The sequence below is a fragment of the Roseibium sp. genome, assembly GCF_048260565.1.
Classification (GTDB): domain Bacteria; phylum Pseudomonadota; class Alphaproteobacteria; order Rhizobiales; family Stappiaceae; genus Roseibium.
The window spans coordinates 44468-69899 of the sequence record NZ_JBLXGP010000010.1; the positions used below are offsets into that span (position 1 = coordinate 44468).

Annotated in this window: 21 protein-coding genes; 8 read left to right on the plus strand and 13 right to left on the minus strand. The window is 62.5% G+C overall.

Annotation, left to right across the window (positions count from 1 at the left end; all coding sequences use genetic code 11):
- The first annotated feature begins 9 nt into the window (after positions 1–9).
- From ACN0SO_RS19030 to ACN0SO_RS19055, 6 genes are all read left to right on the plus strand, one after another.
- A complete protein-coding gene (locus ACN0SO_RS19030; RefSeq protein ID WP_417680308.1) occupies positions 10–1515 on the plus strand; it encodes an aldehyde dehydrogenase (NADP(+)) in 1506 nt (501 codons plus the stop codon).
- A gap of 267 nt (positions 1516–1782) precedes the next feature.
- A complete protein-coding gene (ytfQ, locus tag ACN0SO_RS19035) occupies positions 1783–2739 on the plus strand; it encodes a galactofuranose ABC transporter, galactofuranose-binding protein YtfQ (protein ID WP_417680309.1) in 957 nt (318 codons plus the stop codon).
- Between the two features lie 81 nt (positions 2740–2820).
- A complete protein-coding gene (locus ACN0SO_RS19040; protein ID WP_417680310.1) occupies positions 2821–4335 on the plus strand; it encodes a sugar ABC transporter ATP-binding protein in 1515 nt (504 codons plus the stop codon).
- Complete coding sequence (locus ACN0SO_RS19045; protein ID WP_417680311.1) at positions 4335–5378, plus strand: ABC transporter permease; 1044 nt, start codon at positions 4335–4337, stop codon at positions 5376–5378. The genes ACN0SO_RS19040 and ACN0SO_RS19045 overlap by 1 nt, the downstream gene beginning before the upstream one ends.
- Complete coding sequence (yjfF, locus tag ACN0SO_RS19050; protein ID WP_417680425.1) at positions 5378–6367, plus strand: galactofuranose ABC transporter, permease protein YjfF; 990 nt, start codon at positions 5378–5380, stop codon at positions 6365–6367. The genes ACN0SO_RS19045 and yjfF overlap by 1 nt, the downstream gene beginning before the upstream one ends.
- On the plus strand, positions 6364–7092 hold the full coding sequence (locus ACN0SO_RS19055; protein ID WP_417680312.1) for a FadR/GntR family transcriptional regulator: 729 nt from the start codon (positions 6364–6366) through the stop codon (positions 7090–7092). Before yjfF ends, ACN0SO_RS19055 begins: the two co-directional genes overlap by 4 nt.
- Before the next feature lie 12 nt (positions 7093–7104).
- Here the strand turns inward: ACN0SO_RS19055 and ACN0SO_RS19060 are convergent, their stop codons facing one another.
- Both ACN0SO_RS19060 and ACN0SO_RS19065 read right to left on the minus strand, forming a co-directional pair.
- A complete protein-coding gene (locus ACN0SO_RS19060) occupies positions 7105–7869 on the minus strand; it encodes a peptidoglycan-binding domain-containing protein (RefSeq protein ID WP_417680313.1) in 765 nt (254 codons plus the stop codon).
- Complete coding sequence (locus ACN0SO_RS19065) at positions 7866–12767, minus strand: CHAT domain-containing protein (RefSeq protein ID WP_417680314.1); 4902 nt, start codon at positions 12765–12767, stop codon at positions 7866–7868. The genes ACN0SO_RS19060 and ACN0SO_RS19065 overlap by 4 nt, the downstream gene beginning before the upstream one ends.
- A gap of 415 nt (positions 12768–13182) precedes the next feature.
- Here ACN0SO_RS19065 and ACN0SO_RS19070 point away from each other — a divergent pair, with 415 nt between their 5' ends.
- On the plus strand, positions 13183–13401 hold the full coding sequence (locus ACN0SO_RS19070; RefSeq protein WP_417680315.1) for a GDCCVxC domain-containing (seleno)protein: 219 nt from the start codon (positions 13183–13185) through the stop codon (positions 13399–13401).
- Between the two features lie 146 nt (positions 13402–13547).
- Here the strand turns inward: ACN0SO_RS19070 and ACN0SO_RS19075 are convergent, their stop codons facing one another.
- From ACN0SO_RS19075 to ACN0SO_RS19120, 10 genes are all read right to left on the minus strand, one after another.
- Positions 13548–13895 (minus strand): RidA family protein, encoded by a 348-nt coding sequence (locus ACN0SO_RS19075; protein ID WP_417680316.1) that lies wholly within the window; start codon positions 13893–13895, stop codon positions 13548–13550.
- Positions 13896–13932: 37 nt separating this feature from the next.
- Positions 13933–15033 (minus strand): NAD(P)/FAD-dependent oxidoreductase, encoded by a 1101-nt coding sequence (locus ACN0SO_RS19080; protein ID WP_417680317.1) that lies wholly within the window; start codon positions 15031–15033, stop codon positions 13933–13935.
- Entirely contained in the window at positions 15030–16052 is a 1023-nt protein-coding gene (locus ACN0SO_RS19085; RefSeq protein ID WP_417680318.1) for a histone deacetylase family protein, read from the minus strand. Before ACN0SO_RS19085 ends, ACN0SO_RS19080 begins: the two co-directional genes overlap by 4 nt.
- Positions 16049–16537, minus strand: coding sequence for a GNAT family N-acetyltransferase (locus tag ACN0SO_RS19090; protein WP_417680319.1), 489 nt, complete (start codon positions 16535–16537; stop codon positions 16049–16051). The genes ACN0SO_RS19085 and ACN0SO_RS19090 overlap by 4 nt, the downstream gene beginning before the upstream one ends.
- Entirely contained in the window at positions 16538–17467 is a 930-nt protein-coding gene (locus ACN0SO_RS19095; RefSeq protein ID WP_417680320.1) for a 3-keto-5-aminohexanoate cleavage protein, read from the minus strand. It abuts the gene before it with no gap.
- A gap of 14 nt (positions 17468–17481) precedes the next feature.
- The gene (locus ACN0SO_RS19100; protein WP_417680321.1) at positions 17482–18837 is read right to left on the minus strand and encodes an aspartate aminotransferase family protein; all 1356 of its coding nucleotides are present in this window, start codon (positions 18835–18837) and stop codon (positions 17482–17484) included.
- Entirely contained in the window at positions 18834–19919 is a 1086-nt protein-coding gene (locus ACN0SO_RS19105) for an ABC transporter ATP-binding protein (protein WP_417680322.1), read from the minus strand. The genes ACN0SO_RS19100 and ACN0SO_RS19105 overlap by 4 nt, the downstream gene beginning before the upstream one ends.
- Before the next feature lie 86 nt (positions 19920–20005).
- Positions 20006–21145, minus strand: coding sequence for an extracellular solute-binding protein (locus ACN0SO_RS19110; RefSeq protein ID WP_417680323.1), 1140 nt, complete (start codon positions 21143–21145; stop codon positions 20006–20008).
- A 58-nt stretch (positions 21146–21203) separates the two neighbouring features.
- On the minus strand, positions 21204–21989 hold the full coding sequence (locus ACN0SO_RS19115) for an ABC transporter permease (protein WP_417680324.1): 786 nt from the start codon (positions 21987–21989) through the stop codon (positions 21204–21206).
- Positions 21989–22855 (minus strand): ABC transporter permease, encoded by an 867-nt coding sequence (locus tag ACN0SO_RS19120; protein WP_417680325.1) that lies wholly within the window; start codon positions 22853–22855, stop codon positions 21989–21991. Before ACN0SO_RS19120 ends, ACN0SO_RS19115 begins: the two co-directional genes overlap by 1 nt.
- 97 nt (positions 22856–22952) lie before the next feature.
- Here ACN0SO_RS19120 and ACN0SO_RS19125 point away from each other — a divergent pair, with 97 nt between their 5' ends.
- Positions 22953–23921, plus strand: coding sequence for a LysR family transcriptional regulator (locus ACN0SO_RS19125; RefSeq protein WP_417680326.1), 969 nt, complete (start codon positions 22953–22955; stop codon positions 23919–23921).
- Between the two features lie 9 nt (positions 23922–23930).
- Here ACN0SO_RS19125 and glpK read toward each other — a convergent pair whose 3' ends face one another.
- The gene (gene glpK / locus ACN0SO_RS19130; protein ID WP_417680327.1) at positions 23931–25421 is read right to left on the minus strand and encodes a glycerol kinase GlpK; all 1491 of its coding nucleotides are present in this window, start codon (positions 25419–25421) and stop codon (positions 23931–23933) included.
- Between the last annotated feature and the right edge of the window lie 11 nt (positions 25422–25432).

Consider the following 25432-nt stretch of genomic DNA (forward strand, 5'->3'; position numbering starts at 1 on the left):
AGGCATCACATGCTGACAGGAAAACATCTCATTGCCGGCAACTGGACCGGAAGCGATGAAACCTTCACCTCGCAGCCTGCGCATGGGACGGCCCGCGCCTTTTCGGTCGGAACGGCGGCCGATGTGGATGCGGCGGTGACCGGCGCGGAAGAGGCGTTCTGGTCCTTCGGCTATTCGTCGCGGGAAAGCCGAGCGGCCTTCCTCAATGCGATTGCCGACGAGATCGAGGCCCGTGGCGACGCCATTACCGAGATCGGCACCCAGGAGACCGGCTTGCCGGAGGCACGCCTGAATGGCGAGCGCGGCCGGACGACCGGTCAGTTGCGTCTGTTTGCGTCCCATATCCTCAAAGGCGACTATCTCGACAAGCGCCATGACGAGGCCCTGCCGGACCGCCAGCCGCTGCCGCGCCCGGACCTCAAAATGGTCCAGCGACCGGTCGGTCCGGTCGCTGTCTTCGGCGCCTCCAATTTCCCGCTGGCGTTTTCGACCGCCGGCGGCGATACGGCGTCTGCCCTTGCGGCCGGTTGTCCGGTGGTGGTCAAGGGGCATCCCGCCCATCCGGGCACGGCGGAAATCGTCGCCCAGGCGATCGATGCGGCCATCAAGACATGCGGCGTTCATCCCGGCGTGTTTTCGCTGATCCAGTCCAACGGCATCGAGGTCGGTGAAGCGCTGGTGAAACATCCTCTCATCCAGGCCGTCGGCTTTACCGGTTCCCTGCGGGCCGGACGCGCGCTGTTCGATCTGTGTGCCGCACGCCCGACGCCGATCCCGTTTTTCGGCGAGCTCGGGTCTGTCAACCCGATGTTCCTGATGCCCCATGCCCTGAAGAGCCGCGGGGCGGAGATCGCCAAGGGCTGGGCCGGGTCGCTGACCATGGGCGCAGGCCAGTTCTGCACCAATCCGGGGATTGTCGTGGCGATCGATGGAGACGATGCGGAGGTGTTTTCCACTCAAGCCACCGCGGCGCTTGCAGCCGTCAATGCTCAGACCATGCTGACCGACGGCATTGCCGATGCCTATCGCAAGGGCCGCGATCAGGTGGCGAAGACAGCCGGGGTCCGGGAACTCATGACGTCCACCTGCGACCTGCGCAACGCGACGCCCTATCTTTATCGCGTATCCGGAGAGGACTGGCTCGACAACCATGTGCTCGGTGAAGAGGTCTTCGGCCCGCTCGGCATCATCGTCACCGTGTCCGGTTTCATCCAGATGCAGGCGATCGCCCGTTCTCTGCAGGGGCAGCTGACCTCTACGATTCATATGGACGATGCGGACATGGACGAAGCGAAGGCGCTGATGCCGGTGCTGGAGCGCAAGGCGGGCCGCATCCTGACGAACGGGTTCCCGACCGGCGTGGAAGTCTGCGATGCCATGGTGCATGGCGGACCCTATCCGGCCTCGACCAATTTCGGCGCAACGTCGGTCGGCACACTCGCCATCCGACGTTTCCTGCGCCCCGTCTGTTATCAGAACATGCCGGACGCGTTGCTGCCGGCGGATCTGGGATAGGCCGGGCGGTATCAGCCGCCCGCAGGGAAGACTTTGAAGTGTGTCCGCCGGTTCTTCGGACCGGAAAAGAAGACACGGGAAGACCGGTGCAGCCGAGCGCGGCTTGCGGCCGGCATTCCCGTTTTTTCGGCTGGTCGAATCATGGCTCAAAAACCGCAAAACTCCTTGCAATTAAAGGCGATTTTGACTTCGCCTCCCCTTTACAAAAGTCATAAAGTATTACTTAATAACGATTGTGAGAATTATAATCTCTCGTGGAGGAAAACGATGAAACTCAAGGCATTGCTCATAGCGAGCGTGATGGCGCTTGCCCCGGCCGCTTCGATGGCGGCGGACATGACGGTCGGCTTTTCGCAGATCGGATCGGAATCCGGTTGGCGCGCCGCCGAAACGACGGTGACCAAGCAGGAAGCCGAAAAGCGCGGTATCAATCTGAAATTCGCGGACGCCCAGCAGAAACAGGAAAACCAGATCAAGGCGATCCGGTCGTTCATCGCCCAGGGTGTCGACGCCATCCTGCTGGCGCCGGTGGTTGCAACCGGCTGGGACGAGGTTCTGGAGGAAGCCAAGGATGCCGAAATTCCGGTGCTGCTTCTCGACCGGACGGTCGATGCGCCGAAGGATCTCTACATGACCGCCGTGACGTCCGATCTGGTTCACGAAGGCAACGTCGCCGGTCAGTGGCTCGTCGATACCATGAACGGCAAACAGTGCAACATCGTCGAACTGCAGGGCACGACCGGGTCGTCTCCGGCAATCGACCGCAAGAAGGGCTTTGGCGACGCCATCGCGGGACATGACAATCTGAAGATCATCCGCAGCCAGACCGGCGATTTCACCCGCAGTCAGGGCAAGGTCGTGATGGAAAGCTTCCTCAAGGCAGAGGACGGCGGCAAGAACATCTGTGCACTCTACGCCCATAACGACGACATGGCCGTCGGCGCCATTCAGGCGATCAAGGAAGCCGGCCTGAAGCCGGGCGAGGATATCAAAATCGTCGCGATCGATGCCGTGCCGGACATGCACCTGGCGATTGCCAACGGCGAAGCCAATGCCACAATCGAGCTGACACCGAACATGGCGGGACCGGCCTTCGACGTGCTCGAGGCCTATCTCAAGGACGGTACCGTTCCTCCCAAGTGGATTCAGACCGAATCCAGGCTCTACACGGCCGAAGATGATAATAAGGCCATCTACGAGAATAAAAAGAACCTGGGATACTGATCCAGCGGACGTGCCGGGCGGCGGGAGACCGCCCGGCACCGACAATTGGGGGTGAGCAAGCCCTCGGGGGGAGCCCGATATATGGCTGAGGACATGCGCCCGGTGCTTCACTGCACGGGCATTTCGAAATTCTTTCCCGGCGCCATCGCACTGGATGAGGTGGAACTGGAACTTTATCCCGGCGAAGTTCATGCGCTTCTGGGCGAAAACGGGGCGGGCAAGTCGACGTTGATCAAATGCCTGACCGGGGCGTACCGACGCGACGGCGGAACAATCCGGCTGGACGGCGAGGAGATCGCTCCGCAAAGCACCAAGGCCAGCCAGGAACTGGGCATCGGCACCGTCTATCAGGAAGTCAATCTGCTCCCCAACCTGACTGTTGCCGAAAATCTGTTTCTCGGCCGCCAGCCGACGCGGCGCGGCTTCATTTCGCCACGCCGGATGCGCGACATGGCGCGCGAGACGCTTGCGGAATTCGGCCTGTCGATCAATCCGGACGAACCGCTTTCGTCCTATTCCGTCGCCGTCCAGCAGGTGGTCGCGATCGCGCGCGCCGTTGCCCTGTCGGGCAAGGTCCTGATCCTCGACGAGCCGACGGCGAGCCTCGATCACGACGAGGTGGACCTTCTGTTCTCGGTCATCCGGAAACTCAGGGAACGGGGGCTTGCGATCGTCTTCATCACCCATTTCCTGGATCAGGTGTTCGCGATTTCCGACCGGGCTACCGTCTTGCGCAACGGACGGGTGGTCGGTACGCGCATGCTTGCGGAGGCGTCCCAGACGGACATCGTGACCATGATGCTGGGCCGGCAGTTGGAAAGCCGGATCCGTGACCGGGCTCCCGCCGAAGCCGGCAAGACCCTTCTGCAACTGCGCGACTTCGGCCGCCGCGGCATGATCGACCCCTTCGATCTGGAAATCCGCGAAGGCGAGGTCGTGGGTCTTGCCGGTCTTCTGGGATCCGGGCGGACGGAAACCGCGAACCTGATTTTCGGCGCCGTCCAGGCGGATCAGGGATCGGTCTTGCTGCGAGACAAGAAGATCGGCCTCGGCAATCCGCGGGCTGCGATCGGGCATCGCTTCGGGCTGTGCCCGGAAGACCGGAAGACGGACGGGATCGTCGGCGACCTGTCGGTGCGCGAGAATATCATCCTGGCCCTGCAGGCGCGCCAGGGCTGGTTCCGTCCGCTGCAGCGGGCCAAGGTGAATGAGCTGGTCGAGGCCTATATCAAGGCGCTCGACATCCGGCTGGCAAGCCCCGATATGCCGATCCGGCTGCTGTCGGGCGGTAATCAGCAAAAGGCGCTTCTGGCGCGCTGGCTGGCGACCAACCCGGACTTCCTGATCCTGGACGAACCGACCCGCGGCATCGATGTCGGCGCCCATGCGGAAATCATCGCCCTGATCGAGAAACTGCGCGAAAACGGCATGGCGCTTCTGGTCGCTTCGTCGGAGCTGGAGGAACTGGTCGCCTATTCCACGCGGGTGATCGTGTTGCGCGACCGCCGCCACGTGCGGGAGCTTCGGGGCAAGGAGATCACGACAGCGAATATCGTGCGGGCGATCGCCGACGAAACGGTTGGGGAGCCCGCCTGATGCCTCAGATCCTGCGTTCCACTCTCAAGCGAACGACACCGCAGCTTCTCATTCTGGCAGTGGTGCTCCTGCTCAATTTCCTGGTGTTCCCGGACTTCTTCAGCATCAAGTTCCAGCACGGCCGGCTGTTCGGCAATCTGATCGACGTCCTGAACCGGGGCGCGCCGACGGCGCTGCTGTGCATCGGCATGACCCTCGTCATCGCCACACGGGGGATCGACCTTTCCGTCGGCGCGGTGATGGCGATTGCCGGAGCCGTTGCCGCCTCGCTCGTCGTCGACGGGCACGGCTGGGGCACGGCGCTCATCGGGGCGCTGGCCGTCGGTTGCCTGTGCGGCCTGTGGAACGGGGTACTGGTTGCGGTGCTTCGTATCCAGCCGATCGTCGCGACCCTGGTGCTCATGGTCGCCGGTCGGGGGATCGCGCAGCTCATTACCGAGGGCACAATCCTGACCTTCGTCAATCCGGGCCTGATCCAGCTCGGCGCCGGGACTGTTGCGGGCATTCCGACACCGATCCTGATCTGGCTCGGCCTTGGTCTTGCCGTTACGGCCATTGTCAGGCGCACGGCGCTTGGCATGCTGATCGAGGCCATCGGCATCAACGAAGGCTCGTCGCGCCTGGCGGGCATCAACAGCCGCGTGTTGCTCGTCTGCGTCTACCTGATTTCCGGCTTCTGCGCGGCGCTCGCGGGCGTGATCGTGGCGGCCGACATCAAGGGGGCGGACGCCAACAACGCGGGGTTGTGGCTGGAACTCGACGCCATCCTCGCCGTCGTTATCGGTGGCAATTCCCTGCTGGGGGGACGGTTCTCCATCATCGCCTCGCTGCTGGGTGCACTGATCATCCAGTCGGTGAATTCCGTCATTCTGCTTTCGGGAATGCGGCCGGAATTCAACCTGGTGATCAAGGCGCTGATCATCATCGCGATCCTGGTCATCCAGTCGCCGACAGTGAAACACGCGCTCTACATCATCCGCGCCTCAGCCCAGCCCATCGTGCCGCCCGAGACACCGAAAGAGCTGAAAGAAAGCACGCAATGATCCGTACGACCCATCTTCCGCTCGCGGTGACAGTCGCCACGTTTCTTCTCGCCTACACCCTGTGTGCCTGGCAGTTTCCTGCCATGCTGTCCACGCGGGTGGTGTCCAATCTTCTGACCGACAACGCCTTTCTCGGGATCACGGCGGTGGGCATGACCTTCGTCATCCTGTCCGGCGGCATTGACCTGTCGGTCGGGTCGGTCATCGCGTTTACCGGCGTGTTCCTGGCGGTCATCCTCCGGGACACGTCGATCCATCCGATCGTCGCCTTTGCCCTGGTACTGGTGATCACCGTGTCCTTCGGTGCGGGGATGGGGGCGATCATCCATTACCTGGAGATGCCACCCTTCATCGTCACGCTGGCGGGCATGTTCCTGGCCCGCGGGGCGGCCTATGTGCTGTCGACGGACAGCGTACCGATCACCCACGAATTCTATGACACGCTCCAGTCGCTCTACTGGAAGGCGCCGGGCGGCGGACGGTTTCGCCTGATCGGCGGAATCATGATCCTGACATTCGTGGTCGGCGCCATCGTTGCCCACCGGACCAGGCTCGGCCAGAACATCTATGCCATGGGCGGCGGCCCGGCGACGGCGCGGCTGATGGGGGTACCGCTGGCGCGGACCACCGTCAGCATCTATGCCATTTCCGGCGGGCTGGCGGGTCTCGCAGGGATCGTGTTCTCGCTCTACACATCGGCCGGCTATTCGCTGGCGACTGTCGGCGTCGAACTGGACGCCATCGCGGCGGTGGTGATCGGCGGTACGCTCTTGACCGGGGGAACCGGTTTCGTCGCAGGCACTTTCTTTGGCATTTTGATAATGGGGTTGATACAAACCTACATCGTGTTTGACGGGACATTGTCGAGCTGGTGGACCAAGATCGTGATCGGAGGTCTGCTGTTCGCATTTATCCTGCTGCAGAAGGGACTGACTTGGGCAACGACAGTGCGCAGAAAACCAGCGATCGATTTCGCCGCGCAATCATGACCTTCGTCGCCTCGGGTGGGCTTGGCAGCCGGATCGGCAATCACACAGCTCATGTCGTGGAACAGCTGGGTCGGGCCATCGTGGCAGGCGAGTACCCGCCCGAGACCATGATCCCGCTCGATCCGGACATTTCGGAAATGTTCGACGTCTCCCGGACGGTGGTTCGCGAGGCGAAGAAGACCCTGATCGCCAAGGGGCTGATCCAGTCCAAGGCCAAGGTCGGCACCCATGTGCGGCCCGCCGAACAGTGGAACATGTTCGATCCGGACGTGCTGCGCTGGCACGCGGCGCTGAAAAACGCCGGGCCGTTCCTGGACGAGCTTTTCGAGATCCGCCTGATTTTCGAACCGGCGGCTGCGGGACGCGCTGCGGAGCGGGCCACGGAGGAGGACTGCACCCGCCTGTTCAAGCTGGTCGATGACATGGAGACGGGCAATGACCGGGCGGCCATTGCCGTCGCGGACCTGGAATTCCACAAGGCCGTGCTGAAACTCTCCGGCAACCGGTTTCTGCAATCGCTCGGAGATCTGGTGCAGGCAGCCCTTTTCTCGTTGTTCAAGTCGGATATCCGGGAGCGCAATCCGGACGAGGCGGCCGAATTCGTGCAGAACCACCGGGCGATCGTTCGCGCGATCGCCGCCGGCTCCGCCGAAGAGGCCCAGTCGGCCATGCACGCCGTTATTCTGGCCGGCCAGCAGGGTCTGGTGTCTTCCTTAAAAAGATAGCCGACCGATCCGTCAGCAACCACCCGCGCTGATCAGGGCCGCGCTTTCGATGGTCTCGGCGGTGCGGCGGTCCACCACACCGGTCACCGGAATGTTGTACTGGCCCTGGAAGGACTCGACTGCCTTCGTGGTGGTTTTGTCGAAGACCATGTTTGGAAACTGAAGAAAGTGGCCGAGGCTGTTGAGCTTGGTTTCGAGGATCTTCACCCGCGGCGACAGGTCGCCCGCCTGAAGTGCCACGAAGGTCTGTTGCGGGGACACTTCGCACGCCTCTCCCGGCTTGCCGATGGGCGTCAGCGCGTAAATGCTGCTCAGCGTGAGGCCATCCGCATCCATGACCGGGGGCAGCAATGTGTCCGGTCCCCGGGTCAGATCATAGCGCAGACCGACGGCTTCGGCGAAAAGACGGCCGTCTTTCGCCATCTGAAGCCGGAGGCGGCCGCCGTCGCATTCGATGCCGCAGACGATCTCGCCGCCGTCGGCGGTGCAATTGGCGGTGAAGCCGTAAACGTCGTTCGGGACATCCCATTGGCTGAGCTGGAAGTCGACGAAAGTGTTCGTGCCGTTTTCGTCTGAGACTGACCGTCGAAAGGAAATGCGCAAGTCCTTCACAGGCCCGTCCTTGCGGGAATAGGACGCCCCGTAGCATTGGCCGGTCTTGGCCATGATGCCGGGCGCGTCGCCGGCAAGGGCCGTTCCGGAACAGAAGAGACTGCCCGTCATGACCGCCGTGGCAAGGGGAATCAGAGCGGATTTCATCATTGAAATTCGGGTCATCGCCAGTTTCCGGTCAATACGAAGGGTGCCCAGTAGGCGGGGTGGGAGAAGCCGGGATCCAGGCCGTCGGGTGTTTCCCGGAAATTTTCATTGAACCGTTGCGCGGTCTCGTAGACCACGCTCCGCCTAGTGAGGTTCGCCTGGCTGCCAACCTCACCATGGATGAACTCCCGCTGCACCATGGCAAGGGCCTGCGCCTTCGACATGTCGCCGAGCTCGCGCAGCTCATAGAAGCGTTGCATCAGGATCGCCGTCGAGCTGTCGGCCACGGGCCAGAGGCTGGCGATCGTCGACTTTGCGCCCCGGTCTCCGGTGATCTTGGCAAGGCTCTCGATTTCCCGCCCGTCCCTGTCCGGGTTTGCCCGTCCGGTTTCACAGGCGGACAGTGTCAGCAATTCAACATGGTCGAAACTGAAATCCTTCGGATCGTTCTTGATGTCGGCGAGGCTCAGATGCTCGCCGGTTCCAAGCAGCAGAAAAGACTCCTTGTCGCTGTCGCCGAGGCTGAAGTGCGATGAAATATGGACGACGCCCAGTCCGGAGCGGGCCTTTTCGCCGATCCGGAGCGACTGGACCAGCGCCGGCTTGTCGAACGCCTTGTCCATGTAGACCTCACCGTCGAACAGGCCGAAATTGTTGTCGCCCTTGACGATCCCGTCCAACTCGACCGCTACGCCCGGCAGGGCAAGGAAGTTTTCCGTCTCCTGGGTCATGCCGAGGCCGGCGAAGGGGACGTCTACGGTCTTCTTGCCCGAGATCTCGCTTTCGCTGCTGGTCAGAAGGGAAACCGAGTAGCGCTCGATCAGGTATTCATCGCCGTCATAAAGGCTCTGGTAGGGCAGGTACCTGAGGCGCTTGTCCAGCGAGACGAGCAGCATGTCCGGGCCGGCTGCCTTCAGGTCCTTTTCCAGCGGTGCGACAAGCAGGTCATAGAGCTGCCGGCTCCGCTTCTTCGGATCGTATCCGGGGTCGCTCACAACAGCATGGTATTCCTCCAGCTTTTCGTTCAGCGCGGCTTCGGTGAACGGAGCGCCGTTCCAGGTCCTGACCGTGACGCTCTTGCGATCGGTGGCCGTGGTCAGGATGATGTTGAGGCGATCCGGCATGACCAGGTAATGGATCGCGACGGCCTTTTCCTTCAGCTTGCCCAGAAGGGTTTTCTGGATCGATTCCGTTTCGGCGAGTTCCGCCACCGGATCGGCGTTGCCTTTCAGGTTTGCGGCCGCCTTGATGATCCGTTTCAGGCCGCTTTGATATGCGCCTTCGGCCGCCTGAAGGCGGGCCTGGATATCGGCAAGCCGGGCGGCTTCGGCCTGGGTGAGGCCCTGAAGCTGCTCCTTGGCAAGCAGTTCCTCCCTTTGACGGACATCCGTCACGGTCGGCAGTTGCAGGGCATCGAGGGCGTTCTTCAGCTCCTGCTCGGCGGCCGAATAGGGCAACTGGCGGAACGAATCTCCGGTGAAGTCGGTGTCACGGCCGGCAAACTGGAAGGCTTCGAAATCCTTCAGCAGCGACAGCACGAGCTCAGCCTCGCTCAGCCGGTTCTGGCGCACCAGAAGATCGGCGAGCCAGCGGTAGTTGTCGGCGACGAGATCACGGAAGCAGCCCTGCAGGCGTTCCGGGATCGCCGAAAGGTTCCTGCGGATTTCCTGAAGTTCGTTGATCGCATCCTTTGCCAGAACTAGGGCGATGCCGTCGCTGCCGAGGCCGAAGGCGCGTTCGCTGGCCCTGGACAGATGGCACACGGTGGTCAGCTTGCCCTGAAGCGGCCCGGCCCCAAGGCCGACGACCTGGTCGAGCTGCCGTTCGGCCGCCAGGGCGGTCAGTTCCAGCTCGAGGGATTGATCCGTGTCGCCGGACGCCTGCAGAGCGGAGGAGTAAACCCGGGCCGCGTTGACCAGCGACATGCTGAGGCCGCCGCGTGCCTTCACGGTTTCGAAGGTTGCCTTCGTGGCGGCAATGTCAGGTTCAACGGCAACCGGTGCGACGGGTGGCGTTGCAATCAGGCGCAGATAATCGCGCGCCTGGGTGTCGCCGTTTCGCGCCAGCATGCCGAGGTATTCGGTGAAGCCTTTCGGCAGGGTGGACATGTCGGACGGATCGCGTCGGGCGATAAGGCGGCGCAGGGTCGGAGCGCGCAGATCGTCCGGGTTGAGGCGCAAGCCGTCCTGTCCGGACGAGGCGCGGGAAATCACGGTGGAGGTCTGCAGCCGCAGGTTCTTCTCCGCCCGCAGGCCGCGTTCCAGCGCGCCTTTGAAATCGCCGTAAGCGGCCAGCGCGTCGGTGAGCGCAACGGAGTCCATTTCCTCCAGACGCCTCAGGCCGAGCGCGACCAGGTTGGTGCCGAAGGCGCCTGATGCCAAAAACTGGGCCGCTTCTTCGCAGTATGTGGGACCGTTTTCCCGCGGCTGGCACAGGCGGTCGAGCACGCTTTCCATGAACGCGGGCAGTTGCTCCGCCTTGAGCTTGGCCTTGCCGGTCTCCAGACCCAATGCAAGATAGGCGGCGACATCCGCATCCCATCCAAGGGCGATCTTGCCGTTCTCGTCGGTATTGGCGCGGACAAGGCCGGCGATTGCTTCATTTTTGCTTTCCGCCAGTTCGGGGAATTTCTGAAGCAGGCGGTAAAGAACGACACTCGACTGCTTCACCTTGGCGTCGCGCATGATGCGCAGCCACTTGGCCGCCTCGGCGTAGTCGATGGCGCCACCGCAATCGGCGCAGAGGTAGAGGCTTGCCAGCAGTCCGGCGAAGTCTTCCTTCCGTTTTGCCAGACCCTCGATCAGCTTTTTGCCCTTGGGGCTCGCGAGCGCAAGGCTGCCGGCCATGATCCTGTTGGCGACCAGATCGGATCCTGCGAAGGGCGAATATTCACCTGTGTCCTGGGCAAAGAGGCGTTCGTACCATTTCAAGGCCTCATCGGGCGCTTCGGGCCGGTCCTGTTCCGCCTGCCGGGCCAGTTGGTAGAGCGCGAAAGGATCGCTTCTGTCGGCGGCGGAGCGGAGAAGGTCCCGGATATGGGACGGATCGGCGGTCCCGCCGTTGCCGTAGCTCAGCATGAAAGCCAGATGCGCGGCGGCATAGGGCAGCGTCGGAGCTGCTGCTTCAAGCAGGACCTGGGCCTCGCCGGTTCCCTTTCCCAGAATGCTCGCGCCATCGAGCAGGCGCTCCGCAAGCATGTATTGAACTTCAGCCGGGGCGGTTTCGGCCACGATCCGCAGCGCTTCGGGGTATTTCATCACCAGATGCGCAAATCGGGCCAGGCCGGTCCTGCGGTCCAGGGTCAGGGCAAGCGTGCTGTCGACGAGCATCGGGCCGGAGACCGTTTTCGACTGATAGGTTTCCGTCGATGCATAGGCCCGGATCAGCTCCTTGGTCAGTTGTTCGATGCCGTCGCCGGTTTCGATCGCCGTGACGTAGCGCTGGTATGGGGAGGGATCGCGAGCTGCCTTTGCCTGCCAGAATTCGGCGGCCTGCTTGTTCGCGGCAACGCCGATCCCTTGCGCAAAGAGCCGCGCCAGCTTCTCCGCAACATCGCCGTCGCTTTGTCCGTAACTCCTGCCTATTACCTCCCGTGCAAGCTGCTGCTGGAAGGAGGTCCACTGGCCGGCGGCCGCCATTTGGTCCATTGCCGCTTCGAGTGCCGGTGTGCGTTTTGCGAGCCAGCCGCCGAAATCGAAACCGTCACTGAAGAGGAACGGCAGAACGGCAACTCGGCTACCCGGTGACCCTGCGGTGCCGGAACCGCAGGCCGCATCCGCTACCGGAACGGCTGCGACCTCGATCAGGTCGCTGATGGTCGGGGTGAAGGCCCCGCTCATTGGCGGTCTACCGAGGGCAGCAAGCAATTTGTTCCAGCTTTTTCTGCTGGACGGGCCGAAGGCGCCATCCGGTTCGCCGCTCGCACACTGGTTCATGACGACCAGTTTTTGCGCCGCCTTCAGATAACCGTGGTAGACGGAGTTGAAGGATTTCTGCTGATCGTAGAGCGTATCGATCCGGTCTGCGAGCGCGAAGGACAGGACACCGCACAGGCTTGCGCCATGGGTCTCGATGTCGCTTTCCAGCCTGGTGACGGCCCTGTCATTGGCCGAGAGTACGGCTTCGACCAGATCGAGATTTCCGGGGTCGCCGGACGGAAAATCATAATTGATACGCGAACCCAATTGCGAGACGCCGGCATCGCGAGCCAGGTCGTCGATTTTTCTTCCCGTCCATGCAGACAGTGTCAGCAAGGCGCGGGAGGCCTCTTCGTTCGTGTCCTCGGCAACGGGCAGGCAGGAGAGAGAGGTCAGCGCCGAGGTGATTCTGCCGATAACGTCCCGTGCCGAAGCCCGGGGGCCGTTTACCTGCGCGACAGGTTTGGGCGCCAAGCCACCGGAGCTTGAGGCGCTCGCGGTCGCGGCGACAGCCGGGCCGGCGGGCCCGCTGTTGTTCCGGCGGACGCTCGCGACAATCGACGGTGCGGCGTCGACGAAATCCGGCCGGTCCTTTTCCTGGAAGCGGAAATGCAGTGCCGAGTAACAATCACAGGCATCGATGCGGATGTAGAAGGAACTGACTGTCTCGCCGCTTGCCGGATTGTGGATCGTGATCGCGCATTCGTTGGAACTCGCATGCCGGTCGGTGGCTTCGCTGAAGCCGTATTTGACCCAGTTCCGCTGCCTCTCGTCGATGAGGGCGGTGCAGTCGTTATAGCTGTCCTGGATCAGCCGGAGATTGCCGCTGACGCCGCCGATCTCGAACTTCCGGTCGACGCCCTCTTCCCTGAAAGACGCACCGGAGGGAAGGCTCGCTGAAATGTCGTAGCGTTGACTGTTACGGTAGATTTCAAGCGCCTCGGCGGAGAGGCTGAGATAAAACAATGCGCTTGCGGCAAAGACTGCTTTGATCAACACGGTCAGTTCTTTCTTCTGCCTGTCCGTTCTGACGAAAACCCATTGGGTACAAAACCGCTCACCCGCCAGATCCCGATGACTTGCGGAGGATTTTAATCAGAGTGGACCATTAGACGGCGAAAAAGGCCAGCTATCTGAAAATGTTAAAATTTGCAGAGCAACCCCTGCTCGAAAAAGCGTACCGATAAAACAGGTCTATTGGAGCAAAGCGCAGGCCGGCGCGCAAGCGGAAAAAATCATGGTTCGGCCAAGTCCGTGACCCCGTGCCGACCATTGCCGCAATTGGAAACTAAGACTGGTGCACCATAAGAGCTGTCAGCATTGGATAGTCCGTTCCATTCTGACGGCGTGCGCGCGGGTTATCGTTTTCAACGAAGCCCGTATCAATGATTTTCCAATTACGCTGATGTGAAAAATGGCTGATCTGAAATCAAAGCTTGAAAGTACGATTACCTGCCCCGAATGCGGGCACGTTGCCATCGAAACGATGCCCACAGATGCATGCCAATGGTTTTATGAATGCAGGTCCTGTGGCGCAGTTCTCAAACCCAGGCCGAGCGATTGCTGCGTCTTTTGCTCGTATGGAACGGTACCATGTCCACCGATTCAGGCGGGAAATTCGTGCTGCGGTTAGGCTGGACGTGGACTAAACAGCAGGCCGGTGGGCAGGCGGAAAAATGCCGGGTCCGATCGGATTGAGGTTTGTGGTGTCTGTCAACAAAACAAGACCGGGTGACCCGAAAGCCACCCGGTCTTGCATAAAACCCTTTCCGTCGCGGCTTACTTTGCGGCGACGATGATGATCTCGACCTTGTAGTCCGGCGTTGCCAGTTTGGATTCGCCACAGGCGCGGGTCGGCGGGTTGGCCGGGTCGACCCAGGCGTCCCAGACCGCGTTCATTTCGGCGAAGTCGGCCATGGAATCGAGCCAGATGGTCGTCTGCAGGATCCTGGACTTGTCGGTTCCGCAACGGGCGAGAAGGTCCTCGATGTTCTTCAGGATGGCCTGGGTCTGCGCGGTCACGCTTTCCCCCGGCGCGCCGACCTGGCCGGCGAGGTAGACGGTATTGCCGTGAACGACGGCCTGGCTCATGCGCGGGCCGGAGTCGAGGCGGGTGATGTCGGACATGATGTGTTCCTTGTAGTGATTCAATGCGGGGAGAGGATCAGGCAAAGCGGCTCGGATCAAGGGCCTTGATGACGTCTTCTTCAAGAGGCGAGGAGCGGCCCAGGCACAGGTCCGCGGTCAATTGAGAAAGTGCCGGTGCGGTCTGAACGCCGTAGCCGCCCTGTCCGGCCAGCCAGAAGAAGCCGGAAGTCTTTTGTGCAAAGCCCACAACCGGCGTCCGGTCGGCCACGAAACTGCGCAGGCCTGCCCAGCTTCGTTCCACCCGGGTGACCGGCATGGTAACCGCCTGCTCGAAACGGTAGAGGCCTTCCGCCAGCACCATGTCGTCCGGCCAGGCGTCGTGCGGCTCGACCGGATCCTCGTCGGCGGGCGAAACCATCAGCTTTCCGGCATCCGGTTTCGCGTACCAGTTTTCCGATGCGCTTGCGACCAGCGGCCAGCGGGTGACGTCCACGCCAGCCGGCACGGGCAGGATCGCGGCGGAGCGGCGCATGGGCACAAGACCGACCTTGTCGACGCCGGCGAGGCCGGCGATCACGTCGGCCCAGGCGCCGGCGGCGTTGATGACGACCGGGGCTTCAAAAGTGCCCGCCGGCGTTTCGGCCGTCCAGGTGGTTCCGGACCGGGTGAGGGCGGAGACCGGTGCGTCGGTGACGATCTTCGCGCCGTTGTGCCGGGCGATGCGGGCGAAGCCCTGCAGCAGCCGGTCGACATCGATGTCCTGCGCGGCCCGTTCGATGGCGGCAGCCGCGATTGGTTCGGGGCGCAGCAGGGGGAAGAGGTCTACGGCGTCCTGCGCGGAAATGCGCTCCATGCCTTCCGCGCCATCCAGGTAGCTGTCGAAACTTGCGAGTTCGTCCTCCGTGGCGATCAGGAGTTCCCCGCGCGGAGTCAGCAGGCTTTCGTCGGATATGCCTTCCGGTTCCTTCAACACCGGTTCGGAGGCGGCGTTCAGGGCACGCAGCGTCCGGTTGCCGTAGTTGCGGATGAAGATTGCCGCCGAGCGGCCGGTGGAATGACGGCCCGGTGCGTCCTCCATTTCCAAAAGGATCACTTTGGCAGAAGGAGCAAGCCGGGCGGCCGCGCCCATTCCGGCAATGCCGCCGCCGATAACGATGAAATCCGCCTTCTCGCTCATGCGCTTTTATAACCGTTCAGAACGCTTGTGAGATTGTGCCCGAGTTCGTCCGACAGATACCCGCCTTCCTGGACGAAGAGAACCGGCAGACCGAGTTTTGCAATGGCGGCCCCGATCCGGGCAAAGCCGGGGGTGGTGATACCCAGGCCCTTCAACGGATCGTTCTCATAAGCATCGAGACCGAGGGCAACGACGACCGCGTCGGCGCCAAAGGCGCGGATGTGGGAGAAGGCCGTGTCTAGGGTTTTCAGATAGGCGTCGTCGCCGGTGCCGCGTGGCAGCGGCAGGTTGAGATTGTAGCCGCGGCCGGCGCCCTCGCCGCGCTCATGGGCATGGCCCCAGTAAAAGGGATAGAAGCGGATCGGATCGGCGTGGATCGAGACGGTCAGAACGTCGTCGCGTTCGTAGAAGATGCCTTGCGTGCCGTTGCCGTGGTGAACGTCCACGTCGAGGATCGCGGGCCGGTGCCCGAGCTTGCGCAGGTGTTCGGCTGCGATGCCGGAGTTGTTCAGGAAACAGAAGCCGCCGGCCAGATCGCCGAAAGCATGATGGCCGGGCGGGCGGCTCAGCACATAGACCGCCTGTTCGCCGCCATGGACGAGATCCGCGCCAGAGAGGGCGCTTTGCGCCGACCAGTAGGCGGCCTGCCAGGTGCCGGCCGCGATCGGGCAGGAGGTATCGGCCTGGTGAAAGCCGGCCTGTCCGACGGCGGAGCGGGGGTAGCTTGCCGTTCGCCGGTCGGGATGGACATTGGGGATGACTTCGTCGGATGCGCCGTCGATCCGGCTCCAGCGGGTGTGGATCGTCTCCAGGAAGACGAGGTATTCGGCGGAGTGAAGGGCGGCGATCGGGCCGAGGCCATGATCGTCCGGCGCCTGGAAGGAACAGCCGGCCTTCCCCGCACCGTCCTGCAGGACCTCGATACGGCGCGGCTGTTCCGGGTTCGGATAAAGCGTGCCGTTGGCCATGAAATGCTTGGGATCGTGGACCCATTGCCGCTCGTCGAAAATGGCTTTCATGGTGTTCCCTTCAGTTCTTCCAGTGCGGAACCGGCCAGCGACAGATAGGTCTCGTTCGGATCGTGGGAGAAGCCGAGCCGGTCGTAAAAGGCGCGCGCAGACGGGTTGTCGTTATAAACGGCGAGCTTGAGAAAGCCGACGGTCCAGTCCTTCGGGGCGGCTTGAAGCGCAGCCGAAAGCAGCCGTTTGCCCAGGCCACTGCCGCGCGTTTCTCCGGAAACCCAGAGATCGGAGACATAAAGGCCGGCGGACGCCCGGACCGTGGAGAAGACCGGCGAATAGACGATGACGCCGACGACCGTCCCGTCTGCGTTTTCCGCGAGCAGCGCATGGAACGCGGACGACGGGCCGAAGCCGTGCCGGATCAGGTCCTCCGTCGAGGCGCCGTGATCATCGCCGATGTCTTCCGACAGGCGCATCAGGGCCGCGTTCAGCTTTTCCGCGTCCGCCTTTTCGGCGCGCCGGATTGAAAATGCGTCGCTCACTTAAAAAGCCGTCCTGTCGGCGCCTTTCAGACCGAGCAGATCGCGCGCGTCACCCGGCGTCGCGACCTCGCGACCGAGCCGTTCCACGATTTCCCGTATCTTGGTCACCTGTTCCGCATTGGACCGGGCCAGCTCGCCCTTGCCGATAAAGACGCTGTCTTCCAGACCGACGCGGACGTGACCGCCCATGGCGGCGGCCATGGTCGCGAAGGGGATCTGCTGCCGGCCGGCGGCCAGCACGGAGAACATGTAATCGTCGCCGAACAGCTTGTCGGCGATCCGTTTCATGTGCTGCAGGTTCTCCGGATCCGCGCCGATACCGCCGAGCACGCCGAAGACGAACTGGATGAAGAACGGCGCCTTGACCAGGCCCCGGTCGGCGAAATGGCGCAGCATGTAGAGATGGCTGACGTCATAGCATTCGAACTCGAACCGCGCGCCGCGTTCCTGGCCGAGCCTGCCCAGGATCGTCGCGATATCGCGCGGCGTGTTCTTGAAGACCAGATCGTCAGAACCTTCCAGAAACGGCTTTTCCCAGTCGTACTTCCAGTCGTCGTAGCGGGCCGCCATGGGATAGAGCGCGAAGTTCATCGAGCCCATGTTCAGGGAACACATTTCCGGTTCGGCCTTCGTGGGGGCGGCGAGGCGTTCGTCGAGCGTCATGACCGCGCTGCCACCGGTGCTGATGTTAAGCACGGCGTCGGAGCCCTGCTTGATCACCGGCAGAAAGGCCATGAAATGTTCGGTCTTTGCCGATGGCCGACCGGTCTCCGGATCGCGGGCATGCAGATGCAGGATCGCCGCCCCCGCTTCCGCCGCCCCCATTGCCTGGCCGGCGATCTCCGGTCCGGTCACCGGAAGGTAGGGTGACATTGTGGGCGTGTGGATGGAGCCCGTGATGGCACAGGTGATGATGATCTTGTTTGTCATTTATCTTATTCCGGTCAGCCGGCCTGCAGCCGGCGGTCGACAACCGTTTCCAGGAACTCGGCAAGCGACGCGTCGAGGGTTTCGATGATTTCGCCCACATGGGCGCTGGTGGCGATCATGGGCGGGCAGACCAGGAAGTGGTCGCCCTCGTAGCCGCCGCGGGTCCGGCGCGAATAGATGATCAGCCCCTTGTCGTAGGCAATGTCGACCAGGGTGTTATAGGCGTTCAACTCGCGCGGCAGGGGTTTCAGGGTTTCCGGATCGCTGACCAGTTCGAAGGCAAGCAGCAGGCCCTTGCCGCGGACGTCGCCGATGACGGGATATTTCGCCATCAGGCTTTCAAGGCCGGCCTTGAGTTCGTCTCCCGCACGGGCCGCATTTTCCACCATGCCCTCGCGCTCGATTTCCTCCAGAACGGCCATGCCAGCCGCGCAGGCAAGCGGATTGCCGGCATAGGTGAAGCCATGCAGGAAGCCGCCGTCGTTGAGCACGTTCTCCACGATCCGGTCGCTTGCCACCATGGCGCCGAGCGGGGCGTAGCCGGCGGCAAAGCCTTTCGAGATCACCAGAATATCCGGCGCCACGTCCCAATGTTCGGCGGCGAAGAACTTGCCCGTCCGGCCACCGCCGGACATGACTTCGTCATGGATGAGCAGCACGCCGTACCGGGTGCAGATCTCGCGGATGCGTTTCATGTAGCCGGCCGGCGGCACCAGCGCGCCGGTCGAGGCGCCGCCGACCGGCTCGACGATAAAGGCGAGCACCGTTTCCGGACCTTCGGCCAGGATGCGCTCCTCCAGCATGTCGGCATAATGACGGCCGGTCGCCTCGTCTTCCGGGTCCAGCCGATCGAGATAGGCGCGGGGTGCGGGGATCTTCGGCATCGGCTGCATCATCGGATCGAAAGGCGCGGCGAGCGGCGCATAACCGGTGAGCGCGAGCGCGCCCAGGGTGCAGCCGTGATAGCTGGGATAGCGGGAGATGACCTTGTAGCGCTGGCTTTCGCCGGTCGCGATCGCGTTCTGCCGGGCGAGCTTGATCGCGCTCTCCACCGCTTCCGAGCCGCCGGAGACGAAGAACACCTTCTCCATGCCTTCCGGCGCCAGCGAGGCGGTCTTCTCCGCGAGCCTTTCCGCCGGTTCGGTCTCGAAATGCAGCCGGTAGCCGAAGGTCGACTTTTCCATCTGGCGGCGCATGGCTTCCAGAACGTTCGGATTGGAATGGCCGATGTTGCACACCATCGCGCCGGACGAGCCGTCCAGATAACGCTTGCCGTCCACGTCCCACATGTAGACGCCGCGGGCCTGGTCCAGCGTGGGGCGCCGCAGGCGGCTCTGGTAGAAGAGATGGGATTTGCCGGTTTTGCTCATTGGGTGGTTTCCGGAAGCGCCGCGCAGTCGCGTGGCCTGAAGCGAAGGCTGACGGTTTCCCCTTCGGAAAAGGGGTGCTCGTCGATCATGTTGATGGCCTGGAGCCGGTGGTCGCCGATCCGCAGGAAATAGCGCGCCGCCTGTCCCTGATAATCGACGGCTTCAACGGTGCCGGAGAGATCTATTCGATCATCTTTGGGCGCATTGGAAGAGGCCACGATCAGTTTTTCGGCCCTGAGCACCAGTTTTGCGGAGCCTTCGGCGGAAAGATGCGGTGCGCGGTCCCGCGGCACCTGGATCGCTCCGATGCCGTTGACATCGAGCGCAACGGTGGAAGCGTCGAGGCCGGTGCAGCGTCCGTCGAGGATGTTGGACGTGCCAAGAAACTTCGCGACGAATTCACTCGCGGGCGTGTTGTAGACCTCTTCCGGCGCGCCGACCTGTTCGACGACGCCGTTCGACATAACGACGAGCTTGTCGGACATGGCAAGCGCCTCGGACTGGTCGTGGGTGACGAAGACTGTGGTAACGCCGATCTGGTGCTGGATGCGCTTCAGTTCCACGCGCATGTCCTCGCGCAGATTGGCATCGAGCGCCGACAGCGGCTCGTCGAGGAGGAGCACGTCCGGCTCGATCACGATCGCCCGGGCCAGGGCGATGCGTTGCTGCTGGCCGCCGGAGAGTTCCTTCGGATAGCGGTCGCCCACATGGGGCAGCTGCACCAGGTCCAGCGCGTCGCGCACCTTCTTCTGCGCGTCGGCCTTTGAGACTGAACGGTATTTCAGGCCGAAGGCGACGTTCTCTGCCACGGTCTTGTGCGGAAACAGGGCGTAGTTCTGGAACACCAGCCCGAGATTGCGCTTGTGGATCGGAACGTCGTTGATCCGCTTGCCCTTGATGGTGATGTCACCCTCGGTCGGATCGAGCAGGCCGGCGATCATGCGCAAGGTGGTGGTCTTGCCGCAGCCGGAGGGGCCGAGCAGGGTGACGAAACTGCCGTCGGAAATGTCCATGGACATCCGGTGAACCGCGGTCACCTTGCCGAAGCGTTTCACGATATTGGTCAGGGATACAGCACTCACAAGCGTTCTCCGCATTGTGGGGAAAATGGCCTCCCGCTTCTGGCGGGTAAACGGGAGGCCAAGTTTTCAGGCAAATAGTCGGGACCTTAGTAGCCCTTCTGGATACGGCCGAACATCTTCGACCATTCCTGCTCATGTCCGTTCCAGTAATCCGGCTTGGCGAAGGTGAGCCCGTCCAGGGTGCCTTTCGGATCGAAGGCCGGCAGGGTCGGGATCTTCTTGCCGAGATCGACCTTGGTCGGGTCGAGCGCGGGCGGATAGTTCTGGCCTTCGGCCACGGCGATGGAGGTTTCCGGCGCCAGCATGAAGTTCAGAAGTTCCTCGCAGGCTTCCATCGGGGAGCCCTTGATGACGAACAGGCACTCCTGCCAGCCGAAGCCGTTGGGCGGATCCATGTAGCCGATATCGTGGCCCTGTTCCTGCAGCGCGTAGATGCGGCCGGACCAGCCTTCGGTGACATAGATTTCCTCTTCGGCAAGAAGGCTCATCAGTTCCGCGCCGGAGGTCCAGTATTTCAGGGAGAGATCCCGGTGGGTGCGGATGGCATCCCAGATCGCGTCCATGTCGGTCGCGCCGTTGGGATCCTGGCCGGTCTGCAGGGAGGCGTACCAGATGCGGGTGCGCCAGTCGCTCCAGCCGGCGATCTTGCCCTTGTACTTTTCGTCGAGCAGGATCTTGGCGCCTTTCTCCTTCATTTCGTCGTCGGAGATGTACTTGCGGTTATAGGCAAGACCCGTGGTGCCGTAGTCGTAGGGTACGCAGGAGAGAGACCCATCTGTTACTTCGCGGAACACCTCGACCAGTTTCGGAATGACGAATTTCAGGTTCGGGATGTTGTCTTCGTTGAGTTTCGAAGACAGGCCGAGATTGTGATAGCGCGCATAGTCGAAGACGCCGGAGAGGTGGGCGATGTTGTATTCGCCCGGCTGGCTTGCCTTGACGCGGGAGAGATATTCGTCGCCACCGCCGAAGGTGCCGTCGACGACGTTGATACCGGTCTTCTTGGTGTAGGGATCGAAGGCGTATTTACGGAAGGCTTCGGAGACGACGCCGCCCCAGCCGTCGAAACGGACCTGTTCGGTTGCCGCCAGCGCCTGGCGGGCGAAGGGCGTGTGTACGCCATAGGCGAGGCCGGCGGCGCCGATCAATCCCAAGAACTTGCGGCGGTCCAGGTCGCCGTTCAGATAGCGTTCCCGAAGGCGTTCGTAACGTTTCGTGTTGTCCATTTTAGTCCCCAATTCCGGTTGGTTTTCTGGAGTTTCGTTGTGTGCGTTGCGCGCGGTTCTAGCTGCCGCGCTGAAGGGCCATGCGCCGGGCGACCGCCATGCCGAGAAGCGGCAGGCCGACGGTCAGGAAAATCATCACTGACCCGAGCGCGTTGATTTCGGGCGAGATGGAATTGCGCAGCATGGCGAAGATCTGGGTCGGTACGGTTTCGACGCCGCCGGGCTTCCAGAACAGGGTGCCGGTGATGTCGTCGAAGCTGATGGTGAAGGCGAAGAGCATGCCGGCGAAGACGGCCGGCGCCAGCAGCGGCAGCGTGATCCGGAAGAAGGCCTGGACCGGAGGCGCGCCCAGGCTGATCGCCGCTTCCTCGTAGTCCCGGCGGATGCCGACGAGACGGGCCTGAACGACCAGGATCACGAAGGGCATGGTGAAGATCACATGTCCCATGAGGAGCAGAAGGAAGCTCTTGTTGAGCGACAGGGCGTTGAGAAACAGAAGCAGGGCGACAGCCAGCACCACTTCCGGCACCAGGATCGGTGCGATCAGAATGGTGGAGATCAGGTTGGATCCAGGAACCCGGTAGCGGATGAGGGCGAGGCTGGCGAGCACGCCGAGGGTCGTCGAAACCAGCGCGGTGAGTGCGCCCAGGATGAGGGAGGTTTCGAAGGCTCTCAGGATCGCGTCGTTGTTGGCGAGCTCGACGAACCAGTGGAAGGAAAACCCGGTCATCGGAAAGCTGCCGAACTGGCTGGCGTTGAAGCTTAACAGCACCACGACCGCCACGGGCAGGAACATGAAGATATAGACGAGCAGCGCCCATCCGCGGATCAGAAACCAACCCATCAGCCGAGCCCCTTCATCAGTTGCGCCATTCCAAGGAAGTGGTTGTAGATCAGGACCAGCCCGCCCAGGATCGCGAGCAACATGAGCGAGAGCGCGGAGCCGAGCGGCCAGTTGAGCTGGGTGATCACAGCCTCGAACACCAGATTGGCGAACATGGCGTTACGCGGCCCGCCGAGCACCAGCGGCGTGATGTAGGTGCCCGCACTCAGGACGAAACAGAGCAAGCCGCCCGCCGCGAGGCCGGGTAACGACAGCGGCAGAGTTACTTCCAGAAAGCTTTGCCAGCGGGTGGAGCCGAGCGAACAGGCCGCGTCTTCCAGGGAGATGTCGATCCCCTCCAGCGCCACATAGACGTTGAGGATCATGAAGGGCAGCAGGAAATGCACCAGCCCCAGGATGACGGTGGTCTCGTTGTAGAGCATCTGGATCGGTTCGCCGATGATGCCGAGCGTCTGCAGCAGCCAGTTCAGGGCGCCGGAGACGCCCAGGATGTTGATCCAGGACATGGTGCGGATGATGTAGCTGATCCAGAACGGCAGCATGAGCATCAAGAGCAGGATGGCCTTGTTGCCCCTTGAGCGTGCGATGAAATAGGCGGCCGGATAACCCATGAGCGCGCAGACGATCGTAGTGATCGCGGCGATCCGGAGCGTGCTGAACAGGATGTCCCGGTAGAACGGGTCGCCGAGCGCTTCCTGCCAGTTGTCAAGATAGAAGCCGACCTGATCGGCTCCGGTCGCCGTTCTGAGCCAGAACGAATAGACCACGATGAAGGCGAGGGGCACGAACAGGAGCAGTGTGACCGATGTCAGCGCAGGCGCCAGCAGGATCCATGGCTGGCGTCTTTCGCGCGCCTCGATACCCATCGCCGCCTCCCTCGTCAAAATTACCTTGACGGGACCGTGACAAGAGACGCTTCATAGAACAAATAGATAATTGAAATTGTAACTATAGATCTGATCTATGGCCTCACTCCCAAAACCTCTCCATCCGGAACGGCTTGCCCGGGACCTGGACTGGAACCTCTTGAGAACCTTCATCGTTCTGGCGCGGTCCAGCAGCGTGACGGAGGCCGCCGACCGGCTCCGGCTCAAGCAGCCAACTGTTTCCAGCGCCCTCAAGCGTCTCGAGGAACGGATCGGCAAGCGGCTGATCAACCGCTCCCCGGGTCATTTCGAACTGACGGAAGCCGGCCGGCTGCTCCACAAGGAGGCCGTCGACATCCAGGGTGCGATCCTGCGGCTCGGCACGCTGATGCGGGATGTGTCCGACGAGGTTCGTGGCCACGTCGATATTGCCATGGCCAGCCACGTGGTCAGTCCGTTGTTCGACGAAACGCTCCGGCAATTCCACCAGATGCATCCGGCGGCGACCATTTCCATCAACGTGTCCGCGAGCAAGGATGCGCTGGAAGCGGTCATGGGGCGGCGGGCCTCGCTTGCCGTCTGCCTCGTTCGGACCCGGAACCCGAAGCTGGAATATACGCGCCTGTTCCGCGAGTTCTTCGGCCTGTTCTGCGGTCCGTCCCATCCTTTGTTCGGCCGCTCCGATCTGACCAAGGCCGACCTTGCCGGCCAGTCTTCGGTCAGTTTCGTCACCGACCGGCTGGAGGATGCGCTGAGGCCGGTGACCCTGATGCGCGCGGAAGCGGACCTGGATGACCGGGTGGTGGGCACTTCCGCCAATCTGGAGGAAGTGCGGCGGATGATTCTGGCCGGCCTTGGCATCGGTCCGCTGCCGGTGCATGTGGTTCGGCGGGATGTGGAGGACGGCATGCTGTGGCAACTGCCGCCCTACGAAAACCTGCCGGAGATCGACGTTCACGTGGTGTGGAACCCGAAGGCCAAGATGAACCGTGCCGAAACGGCCATGCTCGACCTGCTTCTGGAGCAGATCAAGCAGAGGCCGATTGAGGAACGCACCTATCTTTGAAGATGCGTATTATACGCTCAAGGTCGCCTCGACCGCACGTTTCCAGGCGGCATAGGCGCGTTCGCGGTCTTTCGCTTCCATTTCGGGTTCAAAGGTCCGTTCCAGTTGCCAATTGCGGGCAAAGTCGTCCTGTCCCGGATAGACGCCCGCCTGCTGACCCGCCAGCCAGGCGGCCCCGAGCGCCGTCGTTTCGGTGATGACCGGCCGGTCCACCGGAACACCGAGGATATCGGCCAGGAACTGCATGGCCCAGTCCGATCCGGTCATGCCGCCGTCGACGCGCAGTGTCTGTTCAACGTCCGATGAACTGTCCCAGTCGGCGCTCATCGCCTCGAGAAGATCGCGGGTCTGGAAGCCGACGCTTTGCAGGGCGGCGCGGGCGAACTCGGCAGGCCCGGTGTTGCGTGTCAGGCCGAACATGGCGCCGCGGCAGGTCGGGTTCCAGTAAGGCGCGCCGAGACCGACGAAGGCGGGAACGAGGATCACGTTCTGGCTCGGGTCGGCGGCATCGGCAAGGCTGTGGGTGTCGGCGGCGTTCTGGATGATCTTCAATCCGTCGCGCAGCCATTGCACGACCGCACCGGCCACGAAGATCGAGCCTTCAAGCGCGTAGGTCGGCTTGCCGTCGAGCTGATAGGCGATGGTGGTCAAGAGCCGGTTCTGCGAGGAGACCGCCGTGTCGCCGGTGTTGAGCAGGGCAAAGCACCCGGTGCCATAGGTCGATTTGAGCATGCCCGGTTTGAAACAGGCCTGGCCGACGGTGGCCGCCTGCTGGTCGCCGGCGACACCCATGATCGGGATCGGACGGCCGAAGAGGCCGGGCTCGGTCATGCCATAGTCGGCACCGCAATCCTTCACCTCCGGCAGCATGGCCATCGGGATGTCGAAAAGGCCGCAGATCGTCTCGCTCCAGCGGCCCTTGTGAATGTCATAGAGCATGGTGCGGGCGGCATTGGTGGCGTCGGTCGCATGCATCTTGCCGCCGGTGAGCTGCCAGATCAGCCAGCTGTCCACGGTGCCGAACAGGAGCTCGCCGCGGGCGGCCTTCTCGCGGGCGCCGTCAACGGTGTCGAGGATCCATTTCAGCTTGGTGCCGGAAAAATAGGGGTCCGCCAGCAGTCCCGTTTTGGCGGTGATGGTTGCTTCGTGGCCGTCGTCCTTCAGGGAGCGGCAGAAATCGGCGGTGCGGCGATCCTGCCAGACGATGGCGTTATAGACGGGACGGCCTGAGGCCTTGTCCCAGACCACGGTGGTTTCGCGCTGGTTGGTGATGCCGATGGCAGCGATGGCCGAAGGGGCGACGCCTGCGATTTGAAGCGCATCGCTGCAGGTGATGATTGTGGTTTTCCAGAGATCGGCGGGATCGTGCTCGACCCAGCCGGAGGAGGGAAAGTGCTGTGCGAATTCTTCCTGCGCCGACGCGACCGGCCTCATGTCCTGATTGAAGAGGATGGCCCGGCTGGAGGTCGTGCCCTGGTCGATCGCGAGTATGTGGGTCATCTAAATTCGTT

What these genes read in the sequence shown, in the direction of transcription:
- ACN0SO_RS19075 (WP_417680316.1), bottom strand. Translation starts at nt 13,895, where the DNA reads ATGTCCGACATCACCCGCCTCGACTCCGGCCCGCGCATGAGCCAGGCC.
- ACN0SO_RS19040 (WP_417680310.1), top strand. Translation starts at nt 2,821, where the DNA reads ATGGCTGAGGACATGCGCCCGGTGCTTCACTGCACGGGCATTTCGAAA.
- ACN0SO_RS19080 (WP_417680317.1), bottom strand. Translation starts at nt 15,033, where the DNA reads ATGAGCGAGAAGGCGGATTTCATCGTTATCGGCGGCGGCATTGCCGGA.
- ACN0SO_RS19085 (WP_417680318.1), bottom strand. Translation starts at nt 16,052, where the DNA reads ATGAAAGCCATTTTCGACGAGCGGCAATGGGTCCACGATCCCAAGCAT.
- ACN0SO_RS19055 (WP_417680312.1), top strand. Translation starts at nt 6,364, where the DNA reads ATGACCTTCGTCGCCTCGGGTGGGCTTGGCAGCCGGATCGGCAATCAC.
- ACN0SO_RS19125 (WP_417680326.1), top strand. Translation starts at nt 22,953, where the DNA reads ATGGCCTCACTCCCAAAACCTCTCCATCCGGAACGGCTTGCCCGGGAC.
- ACN0SO_RS19030 (WP_417680308.1), top strand. Translation starts at nt 10, where the DNA reads ATGCTGACAGGAAAACATCTCATTGCCGGCAACTGGACCGGAAGCGAT.
- ACN0SO_RS19095 (WP_417680320.1), bottom strand. Translation starts at nt 17,467, where the DNA reads ATGACAAACAAGATCATCATCACCTGTGCCATCACGGGCTCCATCCAC.
- ACN0SO_RS19110 (WP_417680323.1), bottom strand. Translation starts at nt 21,145, where the DNA reads ATGGACAACACGAAACGTTACGAACGCCTTCGGGAACGCTATCTGAAC.
- ACN0SO_RS19060 (WP_417680313.1), bottom strand. Translation starts at nt 7,869, where the DNA reads ATGACCCGAATTTCAATGATGAAATCCGCTCTGATTCCCCTTGCCACG.
- ytfQ (WP_417680309.1), top strand. Translation starts at nt 1,783, where the DNA reads ATGAAACTCAAGGCATTGCTCATAGCGAGCGTGATGGCGCTTGCCCCG.
- ACN0SO_RS19045 (WP_417680311.1), top strand. Translation starts at nt 4,335, where the DNA reads ATGCCTCAGATCCTGCGTTCCACTCTCAAGCGAACGACACCGCAGCTT.
- ACN0SO_RS19070 (WP_417680315.1), top strand. Translation starts at nt 13,183, where the DNA reads ATGGCTGATCTGAAATCAAAGCTTGAAAGTACGATTACCTGCCCCGAA.
- ACN0SO_RS19115 (WP_417680324.1), bottom strand. Translation starts at nt 21,989, where the DNA reads ATGGGTTGGTTTCTGATCCGCGGATGGGCGCTGCTCGTCTATATCTTC.
- ACN0SO_RS19120 (WP_417680325.1), bottom strand. Translation starts at nt 22,855, where the DNA reads ATGGGTATCGAGGCGCGCGAAAGACGCCAGCCATGGATCCTGCTGGCG.
- ACN0SO_RS19100 (WP_417680321.1), bottom strand. Translation starts at nt 18,837, where the DNA reads ATGAGCAAAACCGGCAAATCCCATCTCTTCTACCAGAGCCGCCTGCGG.
- glpK (WP_417680327.1), bottom strand. Translation starts at nt 25,421, where the DNA reads ATGACCCACATACTCGCGATCGACCAGGGCACGACCTCCAGCCGGGCC.